Source organism: Sphingobacterium sp. GW821-FHT03E03 (genome assembly GCF_059420745.1).
This window is the reverse complement of the sequence record NZ_JBWKUH010000001.1, coordinates 469,762-482,514: the sequence shown is the minus strand read 5'-3', so window position 1 is coordinate 482,514 and position 12,753 is coordinate 469,762. Positions and strand designations below refer to the sequence as shown.

At 41.3% G+C, this 12,753-nt stretch carries 9 protein-coding genes; 6 read left to right on the top strand and 3 right to left on the bottom strand.

What is annotated here, in order from left to right:
- The first annotated feature begins 17 nt into the window (after positions 1 to 17).
- The 3 genes from yihA to AC07UV_RS01960 all read left to right on the top strand — a co-directional run bounded on the left by yihA (position 18) and on the right by AC07UV_RS01960 (position 3,357).
- On the top strand, positions 18 to 647 hold the full coding sequence (yihA, locus tag AC07UV_RS01970; RefSeq protein ID WP_165308090.1) for a ribosome biogenesis GTP-binding protein YihA/YsxC: 630 nt from the start codon (positions 18 to 20) through the stop codon (positions 645 to 647).
- A 98-nt stretch (positions 648 to 745) separates the two neighbouring features.
- Positions 746 to 1,600 carry a UbiA-like polyprenyltransferase gene (locus AC07UV_RS01965; RefSeq protein WP_165308089.1) on the top strand — a complete coding sequence of 285 codons (855 nt, stop codon included), beginning with the start codon at positions 746 to 748 and terminating at the stop codon, positions 1,598 to 1,600.
- Positions 1,601 to 1,680: 80 nt separating this feature from the next.
- Positions 1,681 to 3,357, top strand: coding sequence for a PNGase F N-terminal domain-containing protein (locus AC07UV_RS01960; RefSeq protein ID WP_495182536.1), 1,677 nt, complete (start codon positions 1,681 to 1,683; stop codon positions 3,355 to 3,357).
- Between the two features lie 85 nt (positions 3,358 to 3,442).
- Here the strand turns inward: AC07UV_RS01960 and AC07UV_RS01955 are convergent, their stop codons facing one another.
- On the bottom strand, positions 3,443 to 3,904 hold the full coding sequence (locus AC07UV_RS01955) for an Lrp/AsnC family transcriptional regulator (protein WP_104381061.1): 462 nt from the start codon (positions 3,902 to 3,904) through the stop codon (positions 3,443 to 3,445).
- A 158-nt stretch (positions 3,905 to 4,062) separates the two neighbouring features.
- On the opposite strand from AC07UV_RS01955, the gene AC07UV_RS01950 reads away from it, so the two are divergent.
- Together AC07UV_RS01950 and AC07UV_RS01945 are read left to right on the top strand one after the other, a co-directional pair.
- Complete coding sequence (locus AC07UV_RS01950; protein WP_108633246.1) at positions 4,063 to 5,130, top strand: PLP-dependent cysteine synthase family protein; 1,068 nt, start codon at positions 4,063 to 4,065, stop codon at positions 5,128 to 5,130.
- A gap of 125 nt (positions 5,131 to 5,255) precedes the next feature.
- The gene (locus AC07UV_RS01945) at positions 5,256 to 6,902 is read left to right on the top strand and encodes a protein-disulfide reductase DsbD family protein (protein ID WP_495182535.1); all 1,647 of its coding nucleotides are present in this window, start codon (positions 5,256 to 5,258) and stop codon (positions 6,900 to 6,902) included.
- 547 nt (positions 6,903 to 7,449) lie between these two features.
- Here the strand turns inward: AC07UV_RS01945 and AC07UV_RS01940 are convergent.
- On the bottom strand, positions 7,450 to 10,047 hold the full coding sequence (locus AC07UV_RS01940; protein ID WP_495182534.1) for a DUF5686 family protein: 2,598 nt from the start codon (positions 10,045 to 10,047) through the stop codon (positions 7,450 to 7,452).
- A 301-nt stretch (positions 10,048 to 10,348) separates the two neighbouring features.
- Positions 10,349 to 12,037, bottom strand: a complete 1,689-nt coding sequence (locus AC07UV_RS01935; RefSeq protein WP_495182533.1) for an RluA family pseudouridine synthase — start codon at positions 12,035 to 12,037, stop codon at positions 10,349 to 10,351.
- Positions 12,038 to 12,187: 150 nt separating this feature from the next.
- Here AC07UV_RS01935 and AC07UV_RS01930 point away from each other — a divergent pair, with 150 nt between their 5' ends.
- Positions 12,188 to 12,661: a Dps family protein gene (locus tag AC07UV_RS01930; RefSeq protein ID WP_120260870.1), complete on the top strand. Its 474-nt coding sequence runs from the start codon at positions 12,188 to 12,190 to the stop codon at positions 12,659 to 12,661.
- Positions 12,662 to 12,753 lie beyond the last annotated feature (92 nt).

Below are 12,753 nucleotides of genomic sequence, written 5' to 3'. Positions count from 1 at the left end.
TAATGTACCTTTGTTCCATGGAAGTAAAAAAAGCCGAATTCGTGTGTAGCAACACGAGAGTTGACAAATTACCTGCGCCAAATTTGCCTGAGTACGCCTTTATAGGCCGTTCTAATGTAGGTAAATCTTCTTTGATCAATGCAATGACAAATAAGAAGGGGCTTGCCAAAACCTCTCAAAAACCCGGTAAGACTCAGTTGATCAATCATTTTATTATAGATGACACCTGGTATCTGGTCGATTTACCCGGTTATGGATTCGCTAAGGCGTCCAAAACAAGTCGTAATGAATGGGAAAAATTCATTCGCAGATACCTCACGCATAGAGACAATTTACAATGTGTATTTGTTTTGGTAGACAGTCGTCTCGAACCACAGAAGATCGACCTTGATTTCTGTTATTGGTTGGGTGAATGCGGTTTACCCTTTATGTTGGTCTTTACCAAAGCAGACAAACAATCAGCAGTAAAATCTGATGCGAATATTGCAAAATTTAAAAAAGAGCTGTTGCAATGGTTTGAGGAGGTGCCGCCGATCTTTTTGACCTCGGCTGAGAAGAAAGTCGGTCATGAGCCGATTCTGGAAACCATTGATGACGTCAATCGCCGATTTGTGGGGCCTGAGCCGGAAGAAAGAATGCCGTTTTAAGTAGTTCAAAAAATTAAAATTAGTTAACATCATGGCCTGGTCAACCTGATCATTGCCCAGAGTTTGGAAAACGTTTTAAAATCCATTAAGATCACCGCATGAAGAAGTATCTTTCTTTAGTTTTGTTTGCACACAGTGTATTTGCATTGCCATTTGCCCTTATAGGCTTCTTTTTGGCCCTGCATACCACTGAATATACCTTTTCCTGGAAACTGTTGCTATTGATGTTATTGTGCATGGTAACGGCCCGGAATGCAGCCATGGCCTTCAATCGGTATTTGGATCGGGACATTGATGCCATTAATCCCAGGACGGCAATGCGTGATATTCCGGCAGGGAAGATTTCGGCCCGGAATGCACTGATCTTTACCATAGTCAATTGCTTACTTTTTGTCATGGCGACTTATTTTATAAATTCCCTGTGTTTTATGCTGTCGCCCATTGCACTCTTCGTTGTGCTTTTTTATTCTTACACCAAACGCATTACACCGTTGTGCCATTTGGTCCTTGGTGCGGGACTGGGTTTAGCACCAATAGGGGCCTATATGGTGATAACGGGACAATTTGCAACTGTCCCTGTTTTGTATGGCTTTGCTGTATTGACCTGGGTGAGTGGCTTTGATATTATTTACGCATTGCAGGATGAGGCCTTTGACCGGGCGAATAAGCTGAACTCCATTCCGGTATGGTTGGGAACAAAAGGAGCGATGCGGGTATCCGAATGTTTACATGTGCTATCTTTTATATTTGTTTTAATACCAGCTTTTTTAATGCCCGTCGGCTGGATTTATTATTTAGGTGTGGTTTTCTATGGTGGGTTGTTGATCTATCAGCATACGCTGTTTTCGTCGACAAATCTAAGTCGCGTAAACCGCGATTTTATGACCACCAATGGTTACGCTTCCGTCATCTTTGCGGTCTTTTATCTTTTGGATATCTGGTTGATAAAATAAACGTTTTAGCATAAAATAAGAAAGGCTTTAGGAATTCCTAAAGCCTTTCTTATTTTTGTGTCTAATCCAATATGTATACGATGAAGAAAAATATCCTTTTTGTTTCAATGTTATCTCTGTCATTGTCCTCTTATGCCCAGAAGCTAACGAGCTATGTGATCCAGTATAATCAAAGTTTTAATGGCAATACACCTGCCAATCAGAATGGGGTAGTGGTCTATGCCAATGTGAATGAAACGTATGTCAGCTCGGAGAAAGATCTAAAAGGACAATTATCGCCGCCCTACGAGCGTGTGTTGGTGGAGTGGTCAGCCGGAAATAACCTGCTTAAAATTGCGAAACTGAAAGATGGTTCCCTCATCCTAACAGGGGATGCTCAGGCGCTTTCCAAGCAGAAATTTACACCGACCAATGAGACTAAGACCATTTTGGGCTATCCCTGTAAAAAAGTGGAAACCAGTATCAATTCCAATAAGATTGAGCTATGGTATACGGATAAACTAGGGGTAAAGGGAGCCCCGAGCGAACTAGGGCAGGATCTGGGGTTAGTATTGGAAGTAATCAGAAATGGCAATACAAGGACTTTCGCAACGAAAGTAGAGAAAGTCAATACAATCCCTGATCAATTGAAGCTAAAAGGAAGCGAAAAGCGCTATGATGAACTTTCCTATAAAGACCTTATTTGGAAAAATCGTTTTATCCGGCTTCCTATCTTTCAAAAAGAGCGCATTCGTTTTTCCGAGGATGTCAAATCTGATTCAATCCTGCGTTTTGCGAATGGTACAGTCATTGTCAAGAAGGTGAAAATACCGAAAATCAAACTTAGCGATAATGTGTTTGTTCAGCTTGTGGAGCAATCAAAAGGTGATGCCTATGACCGCACCGGATCTGTTTTTATTATCCCTGCCAATAAAGCACAGAGCTTTTTGGATGGGATGAAAAGCGGGATGTCGACCTTGCCGAAGTATGAAAATGGTAATGGGAAAAGCTACCAAGGTGTGATAAGGACCGCCACTTTCGAACCTATCGTTGAATTGATGCGGTTTTTTACTCCCTTTGGTGTTAAGCAGTTTAACTATCTTCAGTTAAAGGATAAGGTTTGGCAGGATTCAGTACTTTACAGGCAGGATGTGTCGGAGTTCGCTGGGATGTTGAGCGAACAGGAAGTGTATGTGGGGGCCTTTATTGGCAACTATGATAAGAATGGTCATGAAGTTAGCGTCGAGCTCACCATTCACCCTGGTTTTGAAGCTGGATCGGAAGGAGAATTAAAAAAGACCATGTCCTTATTTACGACGACCAATGTGATGGAAATGGGCGGTCAGGAGTATGGATCTATGTTTGATCAGGATAAAGGGCTGACGCTCTCGTTTCGTTTGGATCAGGACGCTAAAAATGTACAATTACGCTATATCACAACCGGTCATGGTGGTTGGGGAAATGGCGATGAATTTGTACCCAAAGAAAACCGTATTTTTCTAAACGATGCCCTACTGTTTAAATATACACCCTGGCGTAACGATTGCGGTTCTTACCGTCTGTCCAATCCCGCTTCGGGTAATTTTGCCACGGGATTATCTTCGTCCGATTTAAGTCGTTCCAATTGGTGTCCGGGAACGGTTACTCCTCCGATTTACATCGATTTAGGTGATTTAAAAGCTGGTGATTACAAATTGCAGGTTCAGATCCCACAAGGCGCTCCGGAGGGAACAAGTTTCAGCAGCTGGAACGTCACCGGGACCTTACTGTTCGATTAGACTGAATGATACAGGTGAGGTATTGATCTTATTGAAATCAATACCTCATACTTTTTTTAGGGGGTACTTGGCCTGTCCCTAGGTATTATAGTGGATAAGCAGTTTCACTCTTTGTTTCCGATAATACAAAATAAGTCTGTACGGTATTGACCTGCGGGAGCACCGCCAGACGGTGTCTTAAAAAGATGTGATAAGCGTCCATGTCTTTGGTAGCAATACGCAACATGAAATCATAAGATCCAGCCATCTGATAGCATTCCATAACTTCGGGAAACTTCGCCACTTCTTTTTCAAATTCGTTCAAAACCTCAAAGGTATGTGCTTTCAGGAATACCTGCGAAAATGAAATCAGTCCAATCCCGATTTTGTGCCGATCCAGGATCGCTACCGTTTTTTTGATATACCCCAGTCTTTTTAATTTTTTTACCCTTTCGTGCACTGCTGCGATTGATTTATTCAATTCAAAGGAGAGTTCCTTATTACTTAATGAAGCATCGTGCTGTAATAAGCGCAATAATTTTAGATCGATATCGTCCAATTCCATAATATGAATATTTTCGGTGTTGTTGCAAAATTACAATGTTGTAATGAATAATTTATTGTTAGTTATGTCTTTTTATTGAATTTTTATTGAAATTATAGTTTTGTATTGAATAATATCTTGTTATTATCCAATTTTGCAACAGAATAATCATTTATATAAAAATGGCTGAACAAGAATTACTAAGTGCATGTTTATCGCCTGCATTGGACAAAAGATTTAAGCATTTGTGGAGATTGGTCGGTAATACGCCAATGTTGGAATTGCAGTATACCTACAAAGGTAAGCCAGGCCGGGTGTTCGTGAAATGTGAGAATTATAATTTAACAGGTAGTATCAAAGACAGAATGGCTTTATATATCCTGTATAAAGCATATATGAATTGCCAGATTAGACCGACGGATGTTGTTATTGAAGCTACGAGCGGAAATACAGGAATTGCTTTTTCGGCCATTGGTAAAGCTTTAGGCCATCAGGTAAAGATCATCATGCCAAATTGGTTGAGTAAAGAGCGTACCGATATTATCAGAAGCATGGGGGCTGATATTCAGCTGATCAGCAAAGAAGAAGGTGGTTTTTTGGGGAGCATTCGTTTGAGCGAAGAGCTTGCTGCCGCTGGTGGTGTTTTTCTTCCACGACAGTTTGAAAATCAATATAACGCTGAAGCACACGAGAAAACGACCGGTTATGAAATTGTGAAGCAACTGGAAGAACAGGGTTTGATCGCTGACGCCTTTGTGGCGGGAGTGGGAACAGGTGGGACCGTCATGGGGGTAGGGCGTAGCTTGCGGAAGGCTAATCCAAATGTTCGTGTACATCCCTTGGAACCGGCGGAAAGTCCAACATTAACAACAGGACATAAAGTCGGTTCACACCGCATTCAGGGTATATCCGATGAATTTATTCCGGCAATAGTGAATTTGGATGAACTGGATCGCGTTGTTTGTGCCAACGATGGCGATTCGATCATTATGGCCCAGAAGCTGTCAAGGCAATTGGGGCTTGCCGTTGGAATTTCCTCGGGAGCCAATGTTATTGGAGCAATTAAGTTACAACAGGAGTTAGGGGACGAAGCAGTTGTCGTCACGCTACTATGTGATGACAATAAAAAATATTTAAGTACGGATTTGGTGAAAGAAGAGCCTGTTAAACCGGGCTATTTATCCAGCGATGTTGATTTTCTGGGTTTTCAACCAATTTGTAGGCTGCCAAATCCTGTATTTGGAGCATAGTAAGATTCAGTTTCATATGTTTATAGTGAACTCGGGGAGTGTATTGCTCCTCGGGTTTTATTTACACAAGAACAAATGAACAGGTCTCAAAGCAAAATAAATTATGAAAAACACACGATATTCTGATGAAAACTAATTTTAAACTATTAACCCTTTTATTCCTGCTCATCTTTCCTCTTGCTATGTTTGCGCAGCAGGACAGTACGGTTAGCCCGGATTCTCTATCTTTTGAAGAGTCACCTGACACGGTTACAGCTCAAGCAGACTCCAGTAAGACAACGGTGGCTGCCACAGCTAAAGCAGGTGGTTCGGCAGAAGGTGGAAAAAAGTCACTTTGGAGCATTTTTATCGCAGGCTTGGTCGGAGGCTTCGCGGCCTTGTTGATGCCTTGTATATTTCCGATGCTTCCTTTGACCGTAAGCTTCTTCACTAAGCAGTCCGGTAGCCGCGCCAGTGGCATTAGTAAGGCTTTATTGTACGGATTATTCATCATTGTGATCTATGTCGCTTTGGGAATGATTATTACCATTGCATTTGGTTCTGATGCACTCAATGCCCTTTCGACCAATGGGATTTTTAATTTTATTTTCTTTTTGCTGTTGGTGGTATTTGCGGCCTCATTCTTCGGTGCATTTGAAATTACCTTGCCGAGCTCTTTTGTGAATAAAATGGATGCCAAGTCCGATAAAGGTGGACTTGTAGGGCTATTTTTTATGGCATTCAGCCTGTCGTTGGTGTCGTTTTCCTGTACGGGGCCGATTATCGGAACGCTCCTGGTGGAAGCTGCATCAAAAGGTGAACGATTGGGGCCTGCCATAGGTATGTTGGGATTCTCCATTGCTCTGGCCATTCCATTTGGCCTATTCGCTATGTTCCCATCGATGCTTAAATCGCTGCCAAAATCAGGTGGCTGGTTGAACAGTGTAAAAGTGGTGCTTGGTTTTTTGGAGCTGGCTTTGGCATTGAAATTTTTGTCGAATGTAGATTTGGCTTACCATTGGAACTGGTTGGACAGAGAAGTATTCCTCTCCTTATGGATCGCTGTATTTGGTTTGATGGGGCTTTATCTGATCGGTAAAATTAAGTTTTCCCACGATAGCGACCTCAAATTTCTGTCTGTTCCGAGAACAATACTCGCTATTGTTGTTTTTTCCTTCGTGGTGTATATGATTCCCGGTTTATGGGGCGCTCCCTTAAAGTCTATTTCAGCCTTTTTGCCGCCATCGGCAACCCAGGATTTTGATTTATCCACTGGAGTTGGCGGTGGTCCTGCTGCGCATACAGATGGAAAAGTCAAAAAATATGCTGAAATTTTTCACGAGCGTGGTACACCAAAAGGCTTTGATCCCTATTATGATTACGATCAGGCTTTAGCAACGGCTAAAGAGCTTAATAAACCTGTTTTGATTGATTTTACGGGCTGGAATTGTGTTAACTGCCGTAAAATGGAGGCAAATGTATGGACAGATCCTGCGGTAGCCAAGTTGTTGAAAGAAGAGTTTGTAATGGCCGAGTTATTTGTGGATGATAAAACTGAACTGCCTGTCAATGAGCAGATAGTTTCTACATACAGCAATAAAAAAATAAAGACTATCGGAAACAAAAACAGCGATTTTCAAGCTTCCGCATTCAATAGTAATTCGCAGCCATTGTATGTAATTGTTGATCCGAACGGTCTGGTGCTGGTTCCTCAAAGTGGGGCAAATTACAATGTTGAAGAATACAAAGCATTTCTACAGAGCGGTGTAGATGCATTCAAAAAGAAAAACTAACCATCGTCATATTCTAATTTTATCCTCCTTGCTGTTTGCAAGGGGGATTTTTTTTGTGTAAACCTTAGTTTTTCGACCATGCAATGCTTCTTAATATCATACTTTTCTAGGGATTCTTTCGGTCACCATCGAGTTCGCTTCGCCAACGCTTCGGCACAGTGTCGTATCTACTTCACCCTAAAGTCGGGGTGAATCCGTATTGAGTCCATGATGAGTCCGTGTTGAGTCCGAGTCTAGGACGCATTTATCAGATACTCATGGCGTAGTAAACACGCTCACACCTGGTAGCAGAGGCGAATCTGTCCCAAATCTGTCCCGAATCAGATACAAATATGCCCCGAATAACTCCCCGAACTTGGAGTCAGTGAGGGTTAAAGTTTTTGGGGTTTTTCGCCAAGCCGAACCGCAATCGGATAAATCGACAAAGAAAGATGGGGAAATACCGCGGGATAAGGATCAAATGGGAGACGCTGTAAATAAGAAAAAAGGCCCTGTCATTCTCTCGATTGACAGGGCCTCAAATTATAATATAAATTTACGGAAACTATTAGAAGTCAAATTTGACGCGGGCACGGATCCCCCAAGCCGGAGCATCCACATGGTCAAGGTAATTCAAACGTTTGACGTAGTCCACACGCAAAATTTTAAAGATGTTGGACAGACCGATACTGGCTTCCATATAAGGTTCAGAGCCGAAGGTATATGAACTTTGGATATCTTGTGCATTGCGTTGCCATGCAAAGACTTTTGAACCGTAATTCGGATCGTCAGGATCGTTTTCTTTACGAAGACCACCATATACGCCTTTGAAACTAAATACCTCGCGTAGCTTGAGCTTTTTGATCAATGGGATCTTATTCAACAGGAATCCATTCATATAATACTGCAGATTGATAGAGGCGTTGTGATCACTGACAAATTCCAGGAAGTTCATCAAGTTATACGAGTTTAACTGATACGCATAGGTCTGGTTGGCCCGGTGGATTGTCAGGAAAGGAAATGGAATCTCTTTTCCAGCGATGTAATTTCCCTCTGCAGTCACATCGGCGTAACCAAATTGACTTAGGTAAAAACGCTTGAATGCGCCCACGTTAAAACTATGGTAATTATATTCCCCTTTTGCCAGACCTTTAATACCTGCTGTATAATTGAATGTGAATATGGGATATTGATTGAAGATCGGCGTACGATAGATTTTACCTTGGTAAAATTCTTCGTGCGGAGCGTATCTAAAGTTGACCGATAATTCTGTTGTATTTAATTCGTTGAACAATTTGTTTTGTCCATTTTCATCCAGCATTTGATAGGTTAGACTACCCGCGGGAGTTTGTTTGTTAATGTTAAATCCAGCACCAATAGCCAAATGGTTCAAGAATTCTTTTTTATATTCCAGTCCGTAGTTGGTTTCGTAGATATAACGGTCGTTATCACCACGTTTGAAAGATAACAAAAAGTTATCTTCCTGAACGAATTCGAGCTTTTGTCCCGGAATCTTCGTATCTTTTTTATAAGAGGCCCTGATATAGTGCATAGGGAAGGAGTATACCGATTTGTTGTTAAAGGCATAAGTCCCACTGAAAAAGTACTTCCATTTCTGATCCTTGAATCCATAAGCCGCATAGCTCTCTGCATAGAAACGTTTGCTCAATGATTCGGTCGTACGACCACCCACACGCAAGCGAAAGCCTTCAACAGGGTTGAAACTGTAGAATGTATTTACCGGACCAATTTCCACCGGACCGGCTTGCTTGTAACCCGAAAGAAGCAGGGCTGCGATATCCATGAAGGTTCTGAAAGAAGGAATTTTCTGTAGCGTATCTATATTGTGGTAGATATTCAGTTCATTCTGTGCCAAAGCCAACGGACGTTGTGTTTCAAATAAGGACTTTGTCGCTTTTTTATTCTCGACATTGTAAGCTATTACCGTTGATGGACCATCGTAAATGCTATCGGGTTGTTGCACACCGACTTTATAGTTGTTGTAATCGACCGTTCGGCTTCCGCGGATACCCATTCCTTTTTCAGTTAATGAAAAATCAATTCCCAATGTACTTGTCTTCAGGTAGAATCTGCTCTTATTGTCTTTTTCGAATTTGAGCTGAACCTGAAGGTCGCGTACAAAATTTAGGTTGATATCATCCGCAACAGTCATATTCGCTCCTTGAACGGCATAATTGCCATCCAGCGTAACATATAGTTGCCCTTTAAACAACATATCTGCTTTATTGCGGGGAACGAAGCTCAATTCGACCAGCCAAGGCTGAGAAGTTTTGATGGTATCGGTAATGAAAAATTTATAAAATGTCGGTGCAGAGTTCGCAATCGGACTCAAAAACTGGTTGGTTACCAATGAAATGTTGTTGTCATAGATATCAACTTGTTCGTAGAGTTTATTAAAATAGGCTGCCAGACCATCATTATCTATAAATTTAGGGTCAAACTGCGCGCGTTGATCCCCCAAAATATATTGTTTGGTTTTGCTCGGATCTTTACGGTAGTACACTTTGGATATTTTCTCTTCGATAAAAGCCGGCAAAACATATTTATTGGCGGTTTTAGCCGAGTCATCGGTTTCGAAAAGAAATTGATAGTTCTTAAAGATCTTTTTGTTGACGAATTTTTCTGAAAGATTGCTCAATCCCAAAGACATTTTCTCGTATTGATCAAATTCAGCATATTGTTGTCCCGACAGACGGTTTTTATCTTTATTTTCAATCACCTTACGTATCAGGGCAACGGCAGGATTGTCTTTGTTGCTGTATTTTTTCTTTTTGGCTTTGACAACAACTTCCTCCAGCATGTTGTCCTGTGCATCCATCAGGATTTCCTTGGTCTGTACAGCATCGTTGGTAACGAAAGCATCTTTATTGTCATAGCCAACATAGCTTGCTCTGATTTTGACATAAGATGTCGGGAAAACCAGCTTAAACTCACCATTTGCATTGGTCGATGTTGAGGTTCCTGCAGCAGCAGGCGCGCCAACGACCGCAACAGTGGCGTAAGCAATGGGGGCCTTTGTCTTTGCATCTTTGACCGTACCCGTCACCGTTTTGGTCTGCGCGAATGCAAGAGATGCTGATAGCAAGAATGTTATCGAGAAAAAGAGTTTGTTTATGAAGGTCTGTGCGTTTATTTTAGCTTCCATTATATTGCTATAATCTTGAAAATTCAAAATTGTTTTCTTGTTTTTACTTTATTTCTGACTTTATAAGTATTAAAATCAAAAAATCAGTGAACAAAGGAAACAAAAAATTAAGAATAATTAAAATCTTATTGTAATGTAATAAAAGAAACGTAGTTCCGTCTTTTAAGGTTTAAATAGTTGTTTTTTAGCGGTTTGTCTTAAATTATTGATTTAGATCAATAATTTAACCTCCACATTTTGACTTCACGATGATTTTCCAGCCCACTATTTATTGACTTTTGTAACGATATAGTCAGTGCTGCTAAAAATCCGACGGGATTTGAAAAGAGATTTCCTGTCTGGAGCCCGGGTGAATAAATTTAATAAAAGCAGCATGCAGGTGTAACCTATTTGCTTTTCTGCCATATAGATCATCACCCAAGATCGGGGTATTCAGCCCTTCTGGGTGTACAGCGTGCATACGGAGTTGATGTGTCCGGCCTGTTAAAGGATAGAAGCGAACGCGTGTTTTACCATTTTCGACAGCAATTCTTTTCCATTTGGTCTGTGCCGGCTTTCCATAGGTATAACAGACCATTTGTCGGGGTCTGTCATCCAAATCTACACGAAGAGGCAGATCAATCAGTCCACATTCCTGTTCAATAACACCATCGAGTAAAGCAATGTACTCCTTGGTTATGGTATGTTGTATAAATTGATCCTGTATGAATTGATGCGCCATCTTGTTTTTGGCTACCACCAAAAGCCCCGAAGTGGACATGTCCAGCCGATGGATAATAATCGGGCCGGCATTTGGATAGCGTTTGAGAACACGAGTATAGACGGAATCTTTCACATATATACCGGGGACGGATAAAAATTCTGCGGGTTTGTTGAAGACAATAATATCTTCATCCTCATAGATCTGCGGGAGTTCCGTTTGCAAGGTGGTTTCCTGTTGCATGGGATTCGGGTCGACCGTAAGTCCCTGAAGCATGTAACCCAGAATAGGTTCACATTTTTTACGGCAAGCCGGGTAATAGTTTTTGTGCCGACGGATTTCGGACAAAGGGGAGCAGCCCCACCAGAATTCGGCCAAAGCGATAGGTGTGAGATTATTGCTGTAAGCATATTGCAATAATTTCGGCGCTGCGCATTCACCTGAACCAGCGGGTGGTGTACTTTGGTCAAAGTCCTGAAAAACAGCAACGACATTCTTGTGCTGCCCTGTTGCATTAAAAAAATTATATTGTTCAAAAAGTCTCTTTTGCAAATTTCCGGATCGCATTTTACGCTCTTCTTTCAGTACAGAAATCTCGGAAAGCAATTGTTGGATCCTAAGGTTTTCAGATTCCAGCGCCAGACGCATGTCATATTGATAGCGTTGGAGTACCTGTTTGTCCTTTAAGCTTTGACTACGCATATCCTCCATGAGTATTTCGTAGTCCTCATCCGATAGGAGGGGACGCAGTCTTGTTCGGGTTTCCTTGCGTTCTTTTTTCTGACTTCTGAGTTTTGTTTTGAGCAGGTCAAGCTGTGTATCCCATTGACCTTTTAATCTATTGAGATTGCTTGTTATTTGTTCAAGTTCTTCACTGTTTTCAAGAAATTCAATTTTCCTGTTGAGGGCATTTAAGTGTACCTCTTCATTCAGAAAGAAGCCATCCTCTTCCAGCATATCAAATATTGGGGGAACAAAGTATTGGTGTTTATTGCTGCCAGCAAGCTTGCCAGATACAGCAGCCAGGTATCCGAGCCGATGCTGTTGATCTCGGACAACCAGTATACCAAACATCTTGCCTATGGCAAGACTATCGTTATTTTCTTCAAGACCAAAGTTATGCGTCCACTCGTTTTGTGTCTCCAGGTAAGTCTGGAGTTGTTCCGCAGCGATAATGGCTAGCGGATGTGGTTCATAACAAAATGGAAAGGTAAATCGCAAAGGGAGTTCGATACTCGAAATATCCTCTTTGAATGTATGAAAATAAGCGTTGTTGTCTAAAGTACCCACAGTCTTCCCTCTAATAATATTCTGGATGCAAAAATAAGGTTATTATGCGATTGAAATGACATTTCAAACCCAGTTTTTTTTTGTTTCCCCCGCTTTTTTGGGTAAATTTAACTAAGCAATTAAAAGATATAGTTAACAAATAAACACAATATGAAAACTTCAATTGGAATTAAAGATGCAGACTTAAAAAAAGTTGCGAAATTGCTCAATGTCTTATTGGCTGATGAGCATATTATCTATATGAAAACACGCAATGCGCATTGGAATGTTGAAGGAGCTGATTTTCACGCTGCTCATTTATTTTTAGAATCCCAATACGATGAGTTGGCAGAAGTTATTGATGAAGTGGCGGAGCGTGTACGTACATTGGGGCACTATGCGGTAGGCACATTTGATAAATATTTAAAATTAACACGTTTGACAGAATCGACATCTGAAAAGACAGATAGTCAGTCTTATTATAAAGAGCTGCTATCGGATCACGAGTCTATTGCGATGTCAATTCGTGGGGATATTGCTGTCGTTGAGGGGACCGCTGATAATGGCACGGAGGATTTTTTGGTGGGTTTATTGGAAAAACACGAGAAAATGGCTTGGATGCTGCGCGCTCATTTTATAAAATAGCAGATGTAGTCCCACTTGATGTGAATAATCCCGCCCCTTTTGAGGATCGGGATTTTTTTTTATGTTTTGTTGTCGGCGCAGGATAATTTTTC

Excerpts from the sequence above, each read along its gene's own strand:
- yihA (WP_165308090.1), top strand. The coding sequence starts at position 18 with ATGGAAGTAAAAAAAGCCGAATTCGTGTGTAGCAACACGAGAGTTGAC.
- AC07UV_RS01965 (WP_165308089.1), top strand. The coding sequence starts at position 746 with ATGAAGAAGTATCTTTCTTTAGTTTTGTTTGCACACAGTGTATTTGCA.
- AC07UV_RS01960 (WP_495182536.1), top strand. The coding sequence starts at position 1,681 with ATGAAGAAAAATATCCTTTTTGTTTCAATGTTATCTCTGTCATTGTCC.
- AC07UV_RS01950 (WP_108633246.1), top strand. The coding sequence starts at position 4,063 with ATGGCTGAACAAGAATTACTAAGTGCATGTTTATCGCCTGCATTGGAC.
- AC07UV_RS01945 (WP_495182535.1), top strand. The coding sequence starts at position 5,256 with ATGAAAACTAATTTTAAACTATTAACCCTTTTATTCCTGCTCATCTTT.
- AC07UV_RS01940 (WP_495182534.1), bottom strand. The coding sequence starts at position 10,047 with ATGGAAGCTAAAATAAACGCACAGACCTTCATAAACAAACTCTTTTTC.
- AC07UV_RS01930 (WP_120260870.1), top strand. The coding sequence starts at position 12,188 with ATGAAAACTTCAATTGGAATTAAAGATGCAGACTTAAAAAAAGTTGCG.